At 62.2% G+C, this 18,431-nt stretch carries 14 protein-coding genes; 12 read left to right on the top strand and 2 right to left on the bottom strand.

The window, feature by feature from the left end:
- Positions 1-361: 361 nt before the first annotated feature.
- From ACVWXC_RS05395 to murJ, 6 genes are all read left to right on the top strand, one after another.
- The gene (locus ACVWXC_RS05395; RefSeq protein WP_011430857.1) at positions 362-880 is read left to right on the top strand and encodes a globin family protein; all 519 of its coding nucleotides are present in this window, start codon (positions 362-364) and stop codon (positions 878-880) included.
- 187 nt (positions 881-1,067) lie between these two features.
- A complete protein-coding gene (locus ACVWXC_RS05390; RefSeq protein WP_011430856.1) occupies positions 1,068-1,550 on the top strand; it encodes a globin family protein in 483 nt (160 codons plus the stop codon).
- Between the two features lie 274 nt (positions 1,551-1,824).
- Positions 1,825-2,682, top strand: coding sequence for a phycobilisome rod-core linker polypeptide (locus ACVWXC_RS05385; RefSeq protein WP_011430855.1), 858 nt, complete (start codon positions 1,825-1,827; stop codon positions 2,680-2,682).
- A gap of 32 nt (positions 2,683-2,714) precedes the next feature.
- Positions 2,715-3,542 carry a HEAT repeat domain-containing protein gene (locus ACVWXC_RS05380; protein WP_099813014.1) on the top strand — a complete coding sequence of 276 codons (828 nt, stop codon included), beginning with the start codon at positions 2,715-2,717 and terminating at the stop codon, positions 3,540-3,542.
- A 213-nt stretch (positions 3,543-3,755) separates the two neighbouring features.
- Entirely contained in the window at positions 3,756-4,121 is a 366-nt protein-coding gene (locus ACVWXC_RS05375) for a DUF4278 domain-containing protein (RefSeq protein ID WP_011430853.1), read from the top strand.
- Positions 4,122-4,286: 165 nt separating this feature from the next.
- On the top strand, positions 4,287-5,921 hold the full coding sequence (gene murJ / locus ACVWXC_RS05370; RefSeq protein WP_011430852.1) for a murein biosynthesis integral membrane protein MurJ: 1,635 nt from the start codon (positions 4,287-4,289) through the stop codon (positions 5,919-5,921).
- A 10-nt stretch (positions 5,922-5,931) separates the two neighbouring features.
- Here murJ and sigC read toward each other — a convergent pair whose 3' ends face one another.
- Positions 5,932-7,026: an RNA polymerase sigma factor SigC gene (gene sigC, locus ACVWXC_RS05365; protein ID WP_011430851.1), complete on the bottom strand. Its 1,095-nt coding sequence runs from the start codon at positions 7,024-7,026 to the stop codon at positions 5,932-5,934.
- A 458-nt stretch (positions 7,027-7,484) separates the two neighbouring features.
- On the opposite strand from sigC, the gene ACVWXC_RS05360 reads away from it, so the two are divergent.
- Complete coding sequence (locus tag ACVWXC_RS05360; RefSeq protein WP_083759167.1) at positions 7,485-8,141, top strand: cofactor assembly of complex C subunit B; 657 nt, start codon at positions 7,485-7,487, stop codon at positions 8,139-8,141.
- Positions 8,142-8,143: 2 nt separating this feature from the next.
- Here the strand turns inward: ACVWXC_RS05360 and mutS are convergent, their stop codons facing one another.
- The gene (gene mutS, locus ACVWXC_RS05355) at positions 8,144-10,831 is read right to left on the bottom strand and encodes a DNA mismatch repair protein MutS (RefSeq protein WP_457391494.1); all 2,688 of its coding nucleotides are present in this window, start codon (positions 10,829-10,831) and stop codon (positions 8,144-8,146) included.
- A 209-nt stretch (positions 10,832-11,040) separates the two neighbouring features.
- Between mutS and ACVWXC_RS05350 the strand changes: the two genes are divergently transcribed.
- The 5 genes from ACVWXC_RS05350 to ACVWXC_RS05330 all read left to right on the top strand — a co-directional run bounded on the left by ACVWXC_RS05350 (position 11,041) and on the right by ACVWXC_RS05330 (position 18,416).
- Positions 11,041-12,321: an RNA-guided endonuclease InsQ/TnpB family protein gene (locus ACVWXC_RS05350; protein ID WP_457391492.1), complete on the top strand. Its 1,281-nt coding sequence runs from the start codon at positions 11,041-11,043 to the stop codon at positions 12,319-12,321.
- A 391-nt stretch (positions 12,322-12,712) separates the two neighbouring features.
- A complete protein-coding gene (locus ACVWXC_RS05345; RefSeq protein ID WP_011430847.1) occupies positions 12,713-13,756 on the top strand; it encodes a FecCD family ABC transporter permease in 1,044 nt (347 codons plus the stop codon).
- A complete protein-coding gene (locus ACVWXC_RS05340) occupies positions 13,753-14,598 on the top strand; it encodes an ABC transporter ATP-binding protein (RefSeq protein ID WP_011430846.1) in 846 nt (281 codons plus the stop codon). Before ACVWXC_RS05345 ends, ACVWXC_RS05340 begins: the two co-directional genes overlap by 4 nt.
- 37 nt (positions 14,599-14,635) lie before the next feature.
- Positions 14,636-17,056, top strand: coding sequence for a TonB-dependent hemoglobin/transferrin/lactoferrin family receptor (locus ACVWXC_RS05335; RefSeq protein ID WP_099813016.1), 2,421 nt, complete (start codon positions 14,636-14,638; stop codon positions 17,054-17,056).
- 40 nt (positions 17,057-17,096) lie between these two features.
- The gene (locus ACVWXC_RS05330) at positions 17,097-18,416 is read left to right on the top strand and encodes an energy transducer TonB (protein ID WP_011430844.1); all 1,320 of its coding nucleotides are present in this window, start codon (positions 17,097-17,099) and stop codon (positions 18,414-18,416) included.
- The last annotated feature ends 15 nt before the right edge of the window (positions 18,417-18,431 follow it).

The raw sequence follows: 18,431 nt of genomic DNA, 5'->3' as shown, positions 1-18,431 counted from the left end.
CCCTGTCCTCGCGATAGAAAAAGACTGGAAACAAGGCGAGCCAGATTTTCCTCATCTGTCCAGTTCAGGTTGTCGGCAGTGGAGGATCTTTAAGAAGCGGGATCCGTTGACATGTGTCGGCAAGCGGCTTCGCCTGCGAGGCCGTTTGACTGGAGGTGGGTCGAGGATTAGCTTGCCCATCTTGTTTCTACGGGCTTTGATCCCGTGGGCAGGTCTGTTGGGACAAGGAGCTGTGCCAACGGTGCCGGTCGGCATCAGGGATCGGGGCATTGCTGCATTCCTGGCTGGCGGGAGCTTCCACTTCCGCGGCAGGGAGTGACGATTCATAACCTCTTTTGCTTTCGCTAGGAGATTTAAAGCCATGAACGATGTATTTGGCAAAGTTGTTGCGCAAGCTGATTCCAAAGGCGCTTTCTTGGGAGAAAACGAGTTTGCGGCTCTGCAGCAGGTGATTGCCGAGGGGAACAAGCGCTTGGACGCCGTGAACCGCCTCACCAGCAACGCTTCTAAAATTGTGACCGATGCCATCCGTCAGTTGTTTGCCGAGGAGCCCAATTTGAACGCTCCCGGCGGCCCTGCTTATCCCAGCCGCAACGTGGCCGCCTGTATGCGGGATATGGATATCATCCTCCGCTACATCACCTATGCGGTGGCAGCCGCTGACCCCAGCGTGCTGGACGAGCGCTGCTTGAACGGCTTGCGGGAAACCTATCAGGCGCTGGGCACCCCTGGCAGCTCTGTGGCCAACGGCATTCAAAAAATGAAAAAAGCTGCGGTGGCGGTGGTGAGCGATCCCAACGGCATCACCCGGGGTGATTGCAGCGCTTTGATCGCCGAAATCGAGTCCTACTTCGATCGCGCCGCTGCTGCCGTGGTCTGATAGGGCCGGAATCTCCATCGCTTTGCCTGGAACAGTCGGATCCTAGGGTGAAGGCCGCCGTGGAGTTCAACTCGGGTTGGCCTGGGATCCCTGAGAAGACAACCTTTTTTGCAGTCATTTTGCAGTTAAGCCGCTTTTGCAGTGTTGGATTTTTGCGTTGAGCTTAAGTAAAGGAGCGTTTTGAATCATGCAAACCCCTATTGTCGATGCCATTGCTACCGCGGATAGCCAGGGGCGCTATCTGAGCAACAGCGAGTTGCAGGCCATCAACGGCCGTTTTCAGCGGGCTGCCGCCAGCATGGAAGCTGCCCGTGTCCTGAGCAGCCGTGCCGAAGAGCTGGTGCGCGGCGCCACCGAGGCCGTCTATGCCAAGTTCCCCTATACCACTCAGCCTGGGGGACAATGCCACACCCAAGCGGGCAAAGACAAGTGCGCCCGCGACGTGCGCCACTACCTGCGCTACATCACCTACTGCTTGGTAGCCGGTGGCACCGGCCCGTTGGACGAGTATCAGTTGGCCGGGATCCGCGAGATCAACGCCGCTTTTGAACTCTCCCCCAGTTGGTTTATCGAAGCGCTACGCTACATCAAAGCCAACCATGGCCTGACGGGGCAAGCGGCCACCGAAGCCAACACCTACATCGACTACGCCATCAACGCGCTCAGCTAGGTTCTGCAGCTTGGGATCCCCCAAAAAGGTGGCCAGCCCGGCGCTTGAGGGGGATAGCGAAGAAAGGTTGTCGAGGGCAACGGTGGCGAGAAAGGGATCCCTTTGGCCGGTTGGGTCTGAGGATCTCTCCCCCAGAGGGAAAAGCGCCGCTGTTGCTCTCGCTTCAACCCCATATTTGTGCTGCTGAGGGTTGTTGAGTTGAGAAGTGAACCCAAGCAGCCTTTTCAAGCTTTTTTCAAAGTTAATCCAGCCAGTTTCATCATGAGGAATTAACATGAGTGGAATCACAGCGGCAAGCCGAATGGGGATCCGGGGCATTACAGAGACGACTCCCTTAGAATTGCGCCCTAATGCCAGCCAGGATCAGCTCAATGCGATCCTGCGGGCCATCTATCGCCAGGTGCTGGGCAACGATCACCTGTTTGGCGCAGACAGGAAGGAGCTGGCCAGTGCGGAATCGCTGCTACGGCGGGGCAGCCTGACGGTGCGGGAGTTTGTGCGCTTAATCGCCAAGTCCGAAGCCTACAAGAGGCGGTTTTTGTACCCTAACTCCCAGACCCGCGCCATCGAGCTCAACTTCAAGCACCTGCTGGGGCGAGCTCCCACCAGCCCTAAGGATATTGCCCGACACCTGGACATCTACCACGCTGGGGGCCACAGCGCGGAGATCGATTCCTACATCGACAGCCCAGAATACCTGGAAGCCTTTGGCGACAACATCGTCCCCTATCCGCGCGGGTTTGAATATCGCAAGGCCCATACCACCCGCGACTTCACCAACCTTTTTGCCCTCTACGGGGGCTACGCCAACAACGACCGTTCCCAGGGGCGCAGGCCGCGCTTGATGGTACCCCTCGCCACCGGCTTTACCCCGGCCATCCGCCGCATCGGGGTGCGGGGGCTGCTGCCCCCCAGCCCCATTACCAAACACTTGGGGCCGCCAACGGGCCAGTCCGATCGCATGTTCTGCATTGAGGTGACGCGGCTGCTTAACCCGCCCTCGGCCCTGGCCACCTCCAGCCGGGTGCGCAAATCCAACCAGCAGATCTTTGTCTCTGCCGATCAGCTCTCGGCGACGATGCAGCGGCTGCTCAAGTCGGGCGCCAAGATCGTCAGCGTCCGCAGCGCTTGAGGCCTCTGCAGGCGCTCTGGCCTGTTGATGCTATGACCACGGCTGTTCCTTCAGATCTCCCTCCGGCCGCCGACCTCACCCCCGCTGGCCAGATCGCCAAGCTGCGCCATGGGGATCCGGGGGAACGTTACTACGCGGCTTGGTGGCTGGGGCGCATGCGCATCCCCGAAGGGATCCCGGCCCTGATCGAAGCCTTGGCCGATGAGACAGATCGCACCACGCAGGGGGGATATCCGCTGCGGCGCAACGCCGCCCGTGCCCTGGGCAAGGTGGCCTCCCCTGCTGGGATCCCGGCTCTGAAAGAGGCTTTACGCTGCTCCGATGGCCAAGTGGTGGCAGCAGCAGCCCAGGCGCTGGTGGAGATCGCCCTAGCCAATAATCTGGATCGGGATCCCAGGCAAGCCGAAGAGCTGGGAGTGGCGTTGCTCGAAGGGCTGCGCTGGGTGGAGCAGGGTCTGCAGACAGAAGCGCCTGCCGCCTTGGAGGCTTTGATCGAGGCGCTTGGACAGTTGCAGGTGGCTGCCGCCCTGGGGCAGATCCGCCCTTACCTAGAGCACCCCTCAATTCGCCTCCAATGCGCGGCAGCGCGGGCCTGTTACCGGCTGACAGGGGATCCCACTTTTGTCCAACCGCTACTGTCGGTGTTGAGCCACCCCAACATCCATCTGCGGCGGGCTGCCCTGCTGGATCTGGGGGCCAGCGGCTATCTGCCGGCGGCCCAAGCCATGGCAGCGGCAGCGGTGGAGGCCAATATCAAGCTGCTCGCCCTCAAGCAGTTGGTGGAGCTGAACCTCAGACGGGGAAAAGAGGCCGGCACCGACCTGCACCAGGTGCTACGGCTAATCGACGAGCTGCTCTAATTCTCTGGATAGGGAGACGACCTCGACCCAAAGTTGACACCCAACTGCTTATTTTGTTAATTTCGATACAGAATAAAATTGGGTTTTACCCTCTGAGCTGCGCCGAGGAAGCCGAAGCTGTTGTCTAACGGCTCTCAACAAGCTGGCTCAGGGGCGTCGCTTTCTTCCTCAGCTCTTTAAAGATCGCCGCAGTCTATTTGGGGGAGTCTTCCTATGCAACTGACCTACCGGGGCATTGCCCACGACTTTGTCCCTTCTGCCCCCGCAACCTGCCAGCGGCAGGAGGTGCCAACGCGCTACCGGGGCCTGGCGTGGAGCTGGCCAGCCCAATCGGCGGTTGTGTCGCTGCCACAGTTTTCTGCCTTGAGGTATCGAGGCCTTGTCCTCAATCCGGCGGCGAAGGCAGCGAGCAGGGTGCCGGCGGCTATTTCCCCGCGCAAGGACTTTATAACCTTGGTCGAAGAAACCCATCGGCAAAACCTGCTGCGGCGACTACAAGAGCGCATTCGCGCTGCCCAGGCCCGCGGCGACGAGCATCTGTTGCGGCAACTGGAGCAGGAGCGACAACTGCTGGCCTGAGCTCTGCCTTGCCCTCCCTCCAGAGGTCGGGAGAATCCGGGATAATGGTGCTGCCCTATGCCGAAGCGAGGGGGGTAGCGGCTGTGAGCCTGTGGGTGAATCCTGGGAAGATTAGGGCATCCCGACAGTTGCCCATTGCCAAGGCGGCGGTGGGGAGCTAGGGGTATGAAAGAGTCTGCCCCGCGAATCCCATCCGCCGCGTCTTCTCCACCCCGTTCCTTGCTCTCGGTAGCAGGGCTGGTGGCAGGGGCCACGCTGCTCAGCAAGGGCATGGGGTTTATCCGTCAGGCCCTAATCGCGGCAGTCTACGGCTCGGGGACAGAGTACAGCGCCTTTAGCATAGCCTATGTCCTGCCTGGCTTTTTGTTGATCTTGCTGGGCGGGATCAACGGCCCCTTTCACAGCGCCATCGTCAGCGTGCTCAAAAAGCAGCAGCCGGGAAGAGAGGATCCGGCCCGTTGGCTAGAGTCCATTTCTACCTTGGTGGGCTGCCTGCTCTTAGCGGTGACGTTGGGCCTCTGGTGGGGAGCCGACTGGGTGGTGCGCCTGAGCGCACCAGGGGCCAGCCCCGAAGTGCATGCTCTTGCCGCCGAGCAGTTGCGGATCATGGCGCCGCTGGCCTTGCTCTCGGGCTGGATTGGCATTGGCTTTGGGGCGCTGAATGCGGCCGAGCACTACCTCTTGCCCGCCCTTAGCCCGTTGATCTCCAGCTTGTCAGTCATTGGGATCCTGCTCGCGTTGGGATGGACGGGGATCCCGACGTTGCTGGCCTGGGGGGTGCTCATCGGGGCCATCGCCCAGTGGTTGGCGCAGGTGCCGCTGCAGCAGCGGCTGGGGCTGGGGCGGCTGCGGCTGCGCTTTGAGTGGGGATCCCCGCCGGTGCGGGCGGTGGGCCTGCTGCTGTTGCCGGCGGTGATCTCCTCCGGCATGATCCACATCAATGTCTATGTGGATCTCTTTTTTGCCTCCTTCGTGCCCGGGGATCGCACCATCGGCAACTTGGGCTATGCCCAGCTTTTGGTGCAAACCCCCCTGGGGATCCTCTCCAACATGGTGCTGGTGCCCCTGATGCCTCTCTACGCCCAGCTGGCGGGGGATGGATCCCGCTGGCCGGAGCTGCGCCAGCGTATCCGCCAAGGGCTGATGGTGACGGCCATCCTCACCCTGCCCCTGGCGATGGTGTTGGTGGCCCTGGCCGAACCTATCGTTCAAGTAGCCTACCAGCGCGGTCGCTTTACGCCGGAGGTGACCCAGGAGGTGGCGGCCCTGCTGATGGCTTATGGGCTGGGGATGACCTGTTACCTGCTGCGGGATGTGCTGGTGCGTATCTTCTACGCCCTGGAGGATGGGGCTACGCCCCTGCACATCAGCGGCCTGGCCATCGGCCTCAACGCCCTGCTGGACTTCCTGTTTTTGCCAACCTTTGGAGCACCGGGCATTGCCTTGGCCACGGCAGGCGTTAACCTGATGGCTCTGATTGGGCTGGGGATCCGCCTCCACCAGCGCTTGCCGGAGATCCCCTGGCAGGAGATGGGGCAGGCCCTGCTGCCGTTGCTGGGGATCACCGCCTTGGCCGGGGGCCTCAGCCATTGGCTGTGGACGCAACTGCGCTCCCACGAGATTCTCGGCTCTTCTCTAATCACCGCCGCCCTCTGGGCCGGTCTGGCCGCCGGCATCGGTCTCAGCTTGTTTGCGGCAGGGGCCCTGTATCTGCGGATCCCGGAAGTGAACTGGCTGGCAGCCCAGATCCAGACGCGCCTGAGCAAGATTGCCAGCCAGCGATCTCCATCCAGATCCTAGGCAGGCCCGACTAGCTGATGGCTTCGAGGTAGTCTCGCACTCGGTTGCGCCGCTTCGGCTGCCGCAGCTTTTGCAGGGCTTTGGCCTCGATTTGCCGTACCCGCTCCCGCGACAGATCCAAGGCGCGGCCAATTTCCGCCAGCGAGTAGGTGCGCCCATCCCCCAACCCAAAGCGCATGCGGATCACATCCCGCTCGCGGCTGGTGAGATCTGCCAGCAACTGCTGTAGATCGCGATGCAGGGCCTCCCGCATCATCGTCTCTTCGGGGGAGATGTCGTCGGTTTCCAGCAGATCCCCCAGCTCAGTGTCCTTGTCTTTGCCCACCTTGGTTTCCAGAGAAACCGAGCGCGGCACCCGCACCAGCAGCTCCCTGACCTGGGGCACCGTCATCTCCAGCTCGGAAGCAATATCCTCAATGGTGGGGGTACGGCCTTTCTCCTGGGAAAGCTTGCGCTGGGCTTTTTTGATCTTGTTCAGCTTCTCGGTGATGTGAACGGGCAAGCGGATAGTGCGGCTCTGGGTGGCGATGGCGCGGGTGATGCCCTGCCGGATCCACCAGTAGGCGTAGGTGCTGAAGCGATAGCCCTTCTTGGGATCGAACTTCTCCACCGCTCGCTCCAGGCCCAGCGTGCCCTCTTGGATCAAGTCCAGCAGCTCCAGGCCGCGATTTTGATATTTTTTCGCCACTGACACCACCAGGCGCAGGTTAGCTTTGATCATGTGCTCTTTGGCGCGCTTGCCAATTCGCTGGATCTGCTGTAGCTTCTCGGGGGTGAGGTTGGCCCATTCGGGGTACTGGTTGGCCCTAGCTGCCCACTCGGCCAGAGTTGGCTCCCGTCCCAACTCTTTCTGCAGGCGCAGGCGCACATCCAAAAGCTTCATGTAGTCTTGGACTCTTTGGGCCAGAGCCACCTCCTCATCGCGACCCAGGAGGGGAACACGACCGATCTCCTGCAAATAAAGGCGCACCAGATCGGTGGAGCGGCGAGCTGGCTCCTCTTCTGCAAACTCGCTCTCGGCCAGATCTACCTCTGCTTCCTCAGCGGGATCGAGGAGATCGCCATCCAACAAAATGTCGTTGAGCTCAGGTTCGTAGTTAGACATGTAAGGTATTGCTGAAACAGCGACAGAGGCAGGCAAACCAAAAGGGCAGGACTGGGAGGAAATCTCTAAGGCTGGTGTCTCCCTGGAGCGGTTGCTTTGCGCCGTCATCGCTCGAGTGGGGCAGGCACCCTCCTCCTCAACCCTCGCTGCAGAGCTCTGCCCTCTTAAAGGAGGCTACCCTGGAAAGGGAGAGAGACAAGAGTCAGTAAAGCAGAAGCCTCTTATCATAACTTATTATAGTTGCACTTCCCAGCCGAGAGGCACGAGATCCGGCGTAGCCTCCCCTCCTCTTGAACTGCCACTGAGGTTGCTGAAAAGCGCACTGCCCTCCGAGGGGTTTTTTGCCCATGCGAGCTACAAAGCGATAGAGGTGGCAACTCGGTTTTTCTTTGGAGGAGGGGGCGGCCAGCTCCTCTGAGAAGTCTAAACTGGTCAGCAGGCGTGTAAACTAGCATTCCATGAACTGCTTTCTTGCCAAGTCTCCTTCTTTCTGGTCAGGAGAGAAAGCCCCGATCGCAGTTGCGCTGCCCATCAACTTTGGCTCTCTATCCGAGGCACGTGCGGCAGTAGCCGCCTCTTCTTCCTTGCAAGGGGAGACAATTTCAACGCTACTGCTTACGGTCTTGCTGGCCATCGGCCTGTTCTTTTTTCTGCGAGCCTCTGGCAAAGACCGCGTCGAAGCTCGTCTCTATTTTAGCAGTCGCAACCTGGAAGAAATGGGATCCCTTCTCCGAAAGCACCTGGAGGGGCGCGCCTATCGCTTGCAATCTGCTGACCCGGAGGGGATCGCCACCTTTGTGGGTCAGGCGCGGGCCAGTGTGGGGTTGGCTGTTTTTTTGACGGGGCTGGCGGGGGCAGGGCTGGCCTGTTTGGCCCTGGTGCTGCAGATGCTGCAGCCGGCTTGGGGAGCCTGGCCTTGGACGCTGCTGCTGGCCTCTCCTTGGGCGGGCTGGTACTACTGGAGGCGCAGCCACCGCCCGCAGCAGATCCGCCTGAAGCTGCAAGAGGCCGCTCCGCCCCCCGGATCCCACCTCTGGGTGGAGGGGCAGCGGGAGGAGCTGGAGGTGCTGGCCGCCACCTTGGGGCTGGAAGAACGGGATCCGGAGCGAGGATAGACCTAGAGCTCCTCGGGGTAGAGGGAGGTCGGGATCAGGGATAGTTGATCCCCAGCCTTGGCATCGCAGTTGGGTATCCCGCGGGAATTGGATTCTTGCTTGAACCGTTTCTTGGGGTTGTTTGAAGAAGGGCGGCTTTTCCCCTGGCTGCGCAGGCCGAGGCCGATGCGGCTGTGTTGTTCCACCAGGGCCAGCACCTGTTTGGCCCGCTCGATCACCGGCTGGGGCAGGCCGGCCATGCGCCCCACCTCGATGCCGTAGGAGCGGTCGGCTCCGCCAGGTTGCACCTGGTGCAAAAAGATGATGCGATCCCGGAGCTCTTTGACCACCACCTGGAAGTTGGCCACGTTGGGCAGCAGGGTTTCCAGTTGGTTGAGCTCGTGGTAGTGGGTGGCAAAGATCGTGCGGGCGCGCACCTGGGTGGCCAGGTACTCGGCTACGGCCCAGGCGATAGAAAGGCCGTCGAAGGTGGCGGTGCCGCGGCCAATCTCGTCCAAAAGCACCAGGGAGCGCTCGCCGGCGTGGTTGAGGATGTTGGCCGTCTCGTTCATCTCCACCATGAAGGTGGACTGTCCCGTGGCCAGGTCATCGACGGCGCCGATGCGGGTAAACACGCGGTCGCACAGGCCCAGCTCCGCCCGCCGCGCCGGGACAAAGCTGCCCATCTGGGCCAGGATCTGGATCAGCCCAATCTGCCGCAAGTAGGTGGACTTGCCGGACATGTTGGGGCCGGTGAGGACGATGAGATCCGGGCCGTGGGGGGATCCCAGGCGCACCGAGTTGGGGACAAATAGGCCCTGGGGCAACGATTTCTCCACCACGGGGTGGCGCCCCTCTTCGATGATCAGGCGGCGATCGGCGGTGATCACGGGACGGGTGTAGCCCTGCTGCACAGCCACTTCCGCCAAGCCAAACAGGGCATCGACGGCGGCCAGGGTCTGGGCCACCTGGCGGATGGCGGCAGCTTGGGATCCCGCCTCTTGGCGCAGCTGCACAAACAGCTCGTATTCCCGCTGGTTGATCTCCGTCTGAGCGGTGAGGACGCGGGCTTCTTTTTCTTTGAGCTCAGGGGTGATGAAGCGCTCTTCGTTAGTCAGGGTCTGCTTGCGGATGTAGTCTTTTGGCACCTGCTGGGCCTTGGCGCGGCTGATGCTGAGGTAATAGCCAAAGGCCTTGTTGAAGCCCACTTTGAGGGTGGGGATGCCGGTGCGCTCGCGCTCGGTTTTCTCCAACTGGGCAATCCACTGGCGGTCTTGCTCCACCTGCTGCCGCAGCCTGTCCAGCTCCGGATCGACGCCGGGCCGGATCAACCCCCCTTCGGTGAGCACAGGGGGCGGCGAGGGCAGGAGGGTGTGCTCGATGCGGCGGCCCAGGTCAACCAGAGCGGGATCCACCTGTTGTAGGCTCTGCAGGAGGGGGGTTTGGGCTTCGGCCACCAGCTCGGCCAACTGGGGCAGTTTGCCCAAAGAGGATCCCAGGGCCACCAGCTCGCGCGGGTTGGCGGTGCCGGAGGCGACGCGGTTGGCCAGCCGCTCCAGGTCGTAGAGAGAGTCCAGCAGGGATCCCAGGCGGGTGCGCAGGGAGGGGCTTTCCAAGAGCTCCTGGATGGTGTCTTGGCGGAGGCGGATTTGCTCTGGATCTCGCAAAGGCTGCAACAGCCAGCGGCGTAGGGTGCGTCCCCCCATGGCGGTGCGGCTGCGATCCAGCACCCAGAGCAGGGATCCGACAAAGGCCCCCTCGCGGATGGTCTGGGTCAGCTCCAGGTTGCGACGGGTTTGGGTGTCCAATATCAGGTAGTCGGTGAGCTGGTAGGTGCGGGGCGGGCGCAGGAGCGGATGGCCCCCCTGAGGGGAAGGCTGCACCAGGTTTTTTTGAGTTTCTTCCAGGTAGTGGAGCAATCCTCCCGCCGCCCGAATGGCCAGGGGCAGCCCCTCGCAGCCCAAGCCCTCCAAGGAGCGCAGGCCGTAGGTCTGCAGCAGGTTTTCCCGCGCCGTGGCCAGCTCAAAGGGTTCGGCTGGCCGCAGGGTATAGGTGTACTGGCCGGGCAGGCCCAGGGGGGCTTGGGGATCCCCGGGCCGCATCAGGCCCAGGCCCAGCCCCTCTTCGGTGGGCAGCAGGATCTCCGCCGGCTGCAGCCGCGCCAGCTCCTGTTCTAGCTGCTCTTGCCCCTCGCCCTGGCAGACCCAGAACTCGCCGGTGGAAATGTCGGCATAGGCCAGGCCCCAGACCGTTTGCTTGGAGCCTCTCAGGCGGACAATGGCCGCCAGGTAGTTATTTTGCCGCGCCTGCAGCAGCTCCTCTTCGATGACGGTGCCGGGTGTGATCACCCGCGTCACTTCCCGCCGCACCAGGCCTTTGGCTTGATCCGCCGGCTCCATCTGGTCGCAGACGGCCAGGGCGTAGCCTTTGGCCACCAACTGGGCGGCATAGCGGTCGAAGGCGTGGTAAGGGATCCCGCACATGGGCACCCGGCCAATGGCCCCTGCCTCTCGCCCGGTGAGCACCAGCTCCAGCTCCCGCGACACCAGTTGCGCGTCCTGGAAAAACATCTCGTAGAAATCCCCCAGGCGGTAGAGCAGAATGGCGTGCGGGTATTGCCGCTTCAGCTCCACGTAGTGCTGCATCATGGGAGTGAGCAGGGCGGGATCCACCTGCAGGGCATCCCAAGTGGTCTCAGCAGAAGAAGCCATGGCACCAATGCTTGCAAGAGGGGGCCAAATTCAGGGTCCATCCAACCCAAGCTAACCGGCTTGGGCCATTCTATTTGATTTGAGATCTTCCCCCCTCTCCCTCCGGAAGAGAGGAGATTACCAAGCGGCGCCATAAAGCCCCGCCCTTTAGGTCAGGGATATAAGGCGCAGATTGTTTTATCTGATAAGACCCAGAATAAAATAGATTCATGTTAGTCAGGGAAGCCAAACTCCTCAACGGGACGCCAAAGCAGTATCAAGCTTTGGACGAAGCCATCCGCACCGCACAGTTTGTGCGCAACAAATGCCTGCGCCATTGGATGGACAATCGGGGGGTAGGGAAGAAGCATCTGTATGCTTTCTGCAAAGACTTGGCGAAGGAGTTCCCATTTGCGAATAAGCTCAACTCTGCTGCTCGGCAGGCGAGTGCGGAGCGAGCATGGCTATCGATTTCCAACTTCTACAGACGGTGCAAGCAGGGCGAAAAGAAGAAAGGCTATCCCCAGTTCAAGAAGCATTGCCGGTCTGTGGAATACAAGCAATCGGGCTGGAAGTTATCTGATGATGGCCTGTCTATCACCTTCACGGACGGGTTTGGAGCAGGGACCTTTGCGCTGTACTGCAATGGAGAAGCAAGACAGGATATCCTGAGCTCCAAAATCAACCGTGTGCGGGTGATCCGAAGAGCAGATGGGTACTATGCCCAGTTCTGTCTGGATGTAGACCGCAAGGAGCAAGGACAATACACAGGCAATGTTATCGGTATTGATCTTGGGCTCAAGCATTTCTACACCGACCAGAACGGCAATACCGTGAATTGCCCGAAGTTTTTGCGCCGCAGCGAGAAGCGGCTAAAAAGGCATCAACGCAAGTTGAGCAGGATGTTCGCAAAAGGGAGAAAACCGCAATCAAACAACTACCACAAACAGAAGAACCGAGTAGGTAGGATTGACCTCAAAGTCCAGCGCCAGCGTAGAGACTGGGCGATTAAGCTAGCCCGGTGCGTAGTGATGTCTAACGACATCGTGGTGTATGAGGACTTGCCGGTGAAGAACTTGGTCAAAAATCGTCATCTTGCCAAATCGATCCAAGATGCTAGCTGGTCGCTATTCACTCACTGGCTAGACTACTACGGCAAGGTGTGGGGCAAGGCAATCGTAGCAGTGCCGCCTCAATACACCACGCAGGATTGTAGTGGTTGTGGGCATAGAGTGGTTAAGACTCTGTCTACGCGAACTCATATTTGCCCCAAGTGTCTGCTTGTGCTGGATAGGGATCAGAATGCAGCTCTGAATATCCTGAAGAAGGGGCTAAGCCTTTTGGGGCTCAGCATCTTTAAGTTAAGCGTCTTAGGGTTGAAATGGCAAAACGGTACCTTAGGGCATAAGGGAACCGCTGCCCCCCGCCTCCCTGTGTCCCCCCGTATACGGGGGGATGTAGGGGGGCCTGGGGGTCGGGAACGCTTGGGGAGAGATGCACCGCTGCTGTAGAGGGGCAACCCGATACGGTAAGTGCGCCCGTAGAACCAAGAACAAGAATCCCCTGCCTTTAGGTAGGGGAGTATGTCAAGGACTTCCCATTCCACGGCTGCTGGGAATGACCCTACCCGGGGCAGTCGGATCCCTGGCAGGTTAGGCCTGAGTAGGTTGGGTGTTGCCCGATCTCACGCCAAAGGGTTGGCACTCAAGGGGGGGACGCGGGCAGAAGCTTATTAGAACTGACTTGCAATAACCCAGAAAGCCTGTTATTCTGGCAGCTACGTCTTTATTGAATCTAAGTCTCAACAAGCTGGAAAGCTTGGCGGGGTTGGGCTCGCTGCTCTGGCGAGCCGGTCGGAGCTGTCTTGCGGCTCTCCCCCTCTCAAAAGTCCTGAGGTTTGCGATGTTGGCCAATCAAGGGCGTCTGTCATCAGGAGTTGACTCGGAGACACGCTGGGGGCAGGCCAGGCGGATCCTCTCGCCGGTCGGCTTGGCGGTTTTGCTACTGAGTGTCATCCTCTTGCTGCTTTGGATCTCGATTGCCTTGGGATCCGTTCCCATGACTTTTGCGGAGCTGTGGCAGGCCCTGTGGGGGCAAGGGGATCCAGTCCGGCAGACCATTGTCTGGCAGTTGCGGCTGCCGCGGGCACTTTTGGCCCAGTTGCTGGGGGCGGCCTTGGGGATGGCGGGGGCCCTGCTGCAGGGGATGTTGGGCAATGGGCTGGCGGATCCCTACCTGCTGGGCATCTCGGCGGGGGCGGGCCTGGCGGCGGTGGGGCTGCTCACCTGGGGGGAGTGGACGGCTTGGGTGCCCTTGGCGGCTTGGGTGGGCGGGGTGCTGACCACGGTGTTGGTGTATGGCCTGGCGCGCACCCGCTCCGGGCTGGCGGTGGAGCGGCTGATCTTGGCGGGGGTGGCCGTCAGCGCGCTCTTTGGGGCCATTAGCTCCACCTTGTTGTTGATGGCCGATGAGCGGGTGCAGGTGGCCCTGACGTGGTTGATCGGCAGCCTGAGCGGGCGGGGCTGGCCGGAGGTGCGGGTGGCCGGGGTGTACATCCTGGTCGGGCTGGGGCTGGGCTGGGCGCAGGCGCGGGCTTTGAACCTGCTGGGCCTGGGAGAAGAGATGGCGGTGAGCTTGGGGATCCCGTTGGCGCGGACGCGGGTGGCCATCGGCCTGGTGGCAGCTTTGTTGGCGGCGGCAGCCGTCAGCGTGGGGGGGTTGATCGGCTTTGTGGGGTTGGTGGTGCCCCACATGGTGCGCCAGGGGGTGGGATCGGATCACCGCTGGCTGTTGCCCCTTTCGGCCCTCGGGGGGGCAGCTCTGTTGAGCGGCGCCGATCTCCTCACCCGGCTGGGGGCTGTGGAGCTGCCGGTGGGGATCGTCACGGCGTTGATGGGGGCGCCGTTTTTCGGCTGGCTGCTGCGGCAGCAGGGGGCAGAGCGATGAGGGAGGGCCGGCCAATTTTGCAGGCCGAGGGGCTGAGCGGGGGCTATGGCTCGCGGCAGGTGATCCATCAGGTGAGCTTCAGCCTGCAGGCGGGGGAATGGCTGAGCATTGTCGGCCCCAATGGCTCCGGCAAATCGACGTTGCTGCGGCTGCTGAGCCGAGTGTTGATCCCGCAGGCGGGGCGTGTGTACCTGAACGGTTGGGATCTGCACACCCAGCTCAGCCCGCAACAGGTGGCCCGGCAGTTGGCCCTTTTGCCCCAGCAGCCGCGGATCCCGGCAGGGCTGACGGTGTGGCAATTGGTGAGCTTGGGGCGTTCTCCTCACCAGCCCTGGTGGGTGTGGCAGTTGCCGCGGGCAGATCGGCAGCGGGTGGAATGGGCGCTGGCGCAGACGGGACTGGGATCCCTGGCCCTGAGGCGGGTGGAGACGCTCTCCGGCGGCGAGCGGCAGCGGGCTTTCCTGGCGCTGGCCCTGGTGCAGGAGCCGCAGGTGCTGCTGTTGGACGAGCCCACCACGTTTTTGGATCTGCGCCACCAACTGGAGCTGCTGGAGCTGTTGCGACGGCTGCAGCAGGAGCAAGGGCTGACGGTGATTACCGTGCTGCACGACCTGAACCTGGCCATTCGCTACAGCCGGCGGGTGGCCCTGCTGGGATCCGGCCAGTTGCAGGCCCTGGGATCCCCGCAGGCGGTCTTGACCCCCAGCAGGGTGCAGGAGGTGTTTGGCCTGGAGGTGGAGTGGATGCCAACGCCGGTGGGGCCGCAGCTTTGCCCCCTGCGCAGCGCAGACCCAGCAAGGCCCCTCTGGCTGGGAGGAAAGGGTGTTGAGGCGAAGGTTTGACTTGGTTTTTTGTGGGTTTTTGGGAGAGTGAAACGTTATGCGAGTAACCGGTTGGGGCTGGAAGGCGGTGAGCTTGGGGCTGGGCCTGGGGCTGAGTTGGGGATCCCTGGCCCAGGCGCAACCCGCGGCTCGGATCCCTGAGACTCCTTTGCTGGCCCAGGCCACCCCTCGGGGAGCCACCACCATCCAGGAGCAGATTCGCGAGCTAGAAGCCCAGATCGAAGCTGCCCGCCGGCGGGGGGATCAGGCGGAGGTGGAGCGGCTGCAAGCGGATCTGCAAGTGCTGCGGCAGGGCACCCCCGTCTTCAACCTGCAGCAGGTTACGGTCACCGGCACCCGCACCGAGCGCACCCTGGCCGACTCCCCGGCCACCATCACCGTCATCGACCGGGAGCGCCTGCGGCAGGAGCTTATCCAGAACATCCAGGATCTGGTGCGCTACGAGCCGGGGGTGAGCGTGCGGCGAAATGTCCGCTATGGCCTGCAGGACTTCAACATCCGCGGCCTCGACGCCAACCGGGTGCTGATCCAGGTGGACGGGATCCGGCAGCCGGAGCGGTTTTCCTTCGGCCCCTTCAACATCGGGCGGGACACCTTTGAGCTGGAGACCCTGAAGACGGTGGAGATCATCCGCGGCCCCGCTTCCACCCTCTACGGCAGCGATGCCTTGGGGGGCGTGGTAACCTACACTACTCTAGACCCGGCGGATCTGCTGGGGGAACGGGACAGCCATGTGGGCCTCTCCAGCCAGTACGACAGCAAAAACCAAGGCTTTGTCAACACCCTCAGCTTGGCGGGCCGGCAGGGGAACTTGGAAGCCCTGCTCATCTACACCCGCCGCGACGCCAGGGAGCCGGATATCAAAGCGGATCCCAGCTTTAAAGATCGACAAACGGTGGATGGGGACAACGTTTTGGCCAAGCTGGTTTACCGCTTCAGCCCCTTGGAAAGCCTCACCCTGACCGGCGAGTACTTCAACAGCCGCACCACCACCACGTTCTCGCGGCGCAACCTGGATCCCGGCATCAGCTTATTTAGGGAAACCATCGACACCGAGCGCAGCCGCCTCAGTTTGGAGTATCGCTACGCCAACCCTGAGAATCCCGCTTTTGAGTTGGCCACCGCCCAGATTTACTACCAGCCCGCCCGCACCCGCGAGCCCAGCGTGGAAGAGCGCACCATCACCGTGCAGGGCCGACCCGTACCTGTGCGGCGAGATACCTTCAACGAGCTGGTCAGCAACATTTTAGGAGCCAGCCTGCAGGCCCAAAGCCGCTTCCAAACCGGGGATCTCTCCCACCGCCTGGTGTATGGCATGGAGATTTCCACCACCCGCAACGAACGACCCCGCAACCGTTTTCAGACCAACCTGCAAACCGGAGCGGTAACCCAAAACATTCCCCCAGACACCTTTCCCACCAAAGATTTTCCCGACTCGGACACCGTCCGTTTTGGGCTGTATGTGCAGGATGAGATCGATTTCGGCGGCGGCAACTTGACGTTGATCCCCGGCATCCGCTACGACACCTACAACCTCACCCCCAGTCCCGATGAAGCTTTCCTCAAAAGTGGGTCAGAAGCGGCCAGCCTCTTTGCCGATGCCGTTTCCCCCAAGCTGGGCCTGGTGTGGAGGATAAACCCCAACCTTACCTTTACGGCCCAGTACAACACCGGCTTTCGGGCCCCCCAATACAACGAGATCAACAGCGGCTTCACCAACTTGGTCAGCCCCTTCTTTCGCTATCGCACCCTCTCCAACCCCGACTTGCGCCCGGAAACCAGCCAGGGTTTTGAAGTGGGTTTGCGAGGGATCTACCCGCAGGCCAGCTTCAGTTTGGCCGCCTACTACAACACCTACAACGACTTTATCGAGGCGTTCCGGCGGGTGGGATCTGAGCCCTCGCCCCCCGGCCCCCCCGGCAGCCCGCCGCCCCCGCCGGTCATCCTCTTCCAGAGCCAAAACGTCAGCCGCGCCCGCATCTACGGCGTGGAAGCGACAGGGCAATATTTCTTCAGCCCCGACCTAACCGGCTGGAGCCTAAACGGCAGCTTTGCCTGGGCGGTGGGGGACAATCTTACAGAAAACAAGCCCCTGCTTTCGATTGAGCCGCTGACGGCGGTGCTGGGGCTGCACTACGACGATCCCAGCCAGGTGTGGGGGGCGAGGCTGGTGGCCACGCTGGTGGCGGATCCGCGGGATCCGCAGCGGGAGGTGGTGCAAACCAACCCCAACGCTCCCCCGCAGATTCCCTTTGTGCCCAGCGGCTATACGGTGGTGGATCTGCTGGGCTACTACAACCTGGACGACAACTGGCAGCTCAATTTCGGGGTGTTCAACCTCTTCGACGAGAAGTATTTTCTCTACTCCGAGACCCGCACCCTCTTTGTCGGCCCTGAGGTGGAGCGGCGGGCCCAGCCGGGGCGCCATGTGGCCCTCAGCTTCTCCAGCCGCTTCTAGGACTCCCCGCCAGCCGTGCCCATCGAGATAGCCCCGAGCCATGCTCGCCGAACCCCCCACTCACACCAACCGGGGATCCGCTTCTTCGGGGAGGGGATCCCACCCTCGGCTTTTGTGGCGCCTGCAGATGGGGTATTGGCAGCAGGCAGGCATGGCCTACGGGGTGGGTCTGGCCTGGCTGGAGCTGGGGCTGTGGGCAATGGGGCGGCGCCAAAGATCTGGAGGACTGCGTTGGATCGGCTGGGGGGAGAAGCTACTTAGGGAGGCGCTGCTGGCGGGCTATTGCTCCCTTGCCCTCTCAGTTGCCTGCGCCTCGCTGGAGGATCTCCCTGAGTTGCCTGGGCAAAGTCGGGAGCCCCGCCCGCTGCGCTGGGAGACTTTGCTCTCGCTGCTTCTGCATCTGCTGGGGCTGCTGGGATGGGTTGGGTGGGGATTTCGACCTCTGCTGGAGCCCGAAGTGCGGATCCCGGTCACGCTGTGGCTGGAGGATCCGCTGCCGCCGCAGCTTGCGGCAGAGGCAGATTCGGCCTTGCCCAAGCCGGCAGGGGAGCCGAGCGACCCGGCCCCGGAATCACCTCCCGCGGATAACCCACCCCCACCGGCTCCTGCGCCTCAGGAGAGAGTAGAGACCACGGCCGTTCCCAAGTCTGAGCTGGCTTTGCAAACGCCGCCCCCCACCCCTACGCCTGTTCCCACAGCAAAGCCGGAGCCGACCCCTCCACCCACGCCGATGGCCGCACCAACCCCTCCTCCGCCCTCCCCAACACCGACGGTCACCCCCTCACCACAGCAGCCCCCTCCAACTCCGGTGGCTACCCCCACGGCTGCACCTGTGGCCGACAGGCCGCCCCCCGTGGCTGCTACGAGCGCTCCCATTCCCCGCTTCACCCCCCTCATCCAAGGGATCCGTTCGGGTGGCGGGGGCACTGCTTCCCCCGGCGGGAGCGAGGGATCTGGATCCAGCGCTCCTGGGACGGGTGGCCTCGGTGGATCCCAAGCGCAGGGTTCTGCGCCGACAGCGGCAGAAGGGGCCGGGGAGGCATCCTCCCCCACCTCCTCGCCCGCAGCAGTGGCTGCCAGGCCGGACATCCTGGCCCGCCCCATCCCGGGGCGCAACCCGCCGCCGCAGTACCCTCCCCAAGCCCGCCGCCTCAACCAGCAGGGGCAAGTGCTGTTGCGGGTCAAGGTGGATGCCCAAGGGCAGGTGCAGCAGGTGGAAATTGTCTCTTCCAGCGGCTTCCCGGCCCTGGACAGGGCCGCACAAGAGGCGGTGCAACGCTGGCAATTTAGCCCCGCCTTGAGGAACAACACCCCGATTGAGTCGTGGGTAACGGTGCCGATTCAGTTCACCCTCAATTGACTGTTTTGGAACTGT

Source organism: Thermostichus sp. OS-CIW-20, from assembly GCF_054061455.1.
The sequence above is the reverse complement of the archived record's forward strand: the minus strand, read 5'-3'. Positions and strand labels throughout refer to the sequence as shown.

Coding starts and splice junctions, on each gene's coding strand:
- ACVWXC_RS05375 (WP_011430853.1), top strand. CDS start 3,756: ATGCAACTGACCTACCGGGGCATTGCCCACGACTTTGTCCCTTCTGCC.
- ACVWXC_RS05385 (WP_011430855.1), top strand. CDS start 1,825: ATGAGTGGAATCACAGCGGCAAGCCGAATGGGGATCCGGGGCATTACA.
- ACVWXC_RS05390 (WP_011430856.1), top strand. CDS start 1,068: ATGCAAACCCCTATTGTCGATGCCATTGCTACCGCGGATAGCCAGGGG.
- murJ (WP_011430852.1), top strand. CDS start 4,287: ATGAAAGAGTCTGCCCCGCGAATCCCATCCGCCGCGTCTTCTCCACCC.
- ACVWXC_RS05330 (WP_011430844.1), top strand. CDS start 17,097: ATGCTCGCCGAACCCCCCACTCACACCAACCGGGGATCCGCTTCTTCG.
- sigC (WP_011430851.1), bottom strand. CDS start 7,026: ATGTCTAACTACGAACCTGAGCTCAACGACATTTTGTTGGATGGCGAT.
- ACVWXC_RS05380 (WP_099813014.1), top strand. CDS start 2,715: ATGACCACGGCTGTTCCTTCAGATCTCCCTCCGGCCGCCGACCTCACC.
- ACVWXC_RS05360 (WP_083759167.1), top strand. CDS start 7,485: ATGAACTGCTTTCTTGCCAAGTCTCCTTCTTTCTGGTCAGGAGAGAAA.
- ACVWXC_RS05345 (WP_011430847.1), top strand. CDS start 12,713: ATGTTGGCCAATCAAGGGCGTCTGTCATCAGGAGTTGACTCGGAGACA.
- mutS (WP_457391494.1), bottom strand. CDS start 10,831: ATGGCTTCTTCTGCTGAGACCACTTGGGATGCCCTGCAGGTGGATCCC.
- ACVWXC_RS05335 (WP_099813016.1), top strand. CDS start 14,636: ATGCGAGTAACCGGTTGGGGCTGGAAGGCGGTGAGCTTGGGGCTGGGC.
- ACVWXC_RS05350 (WP_457391492.1), top strand. CDS start 11,041: ATGTTAGTCAGGGAAGCCAAACTCCTCAACGGGACGCCAAAGCAGTAT.
- ACVWXC_RS05340 (WP_011430846.1), top strand. CDS start 13,753: ATGAGGGAGGGCCGGCCAATTTTGCAGGCCGAGGGGCTGAGCGGGGGC.
- ACVWXC_RS05395 (WP_011430857.1), top strand. CDS start 362: ATGAACGATGTATTTGGCAAAGTTGTTGCGCAAGCTGATTCCAAAGGC.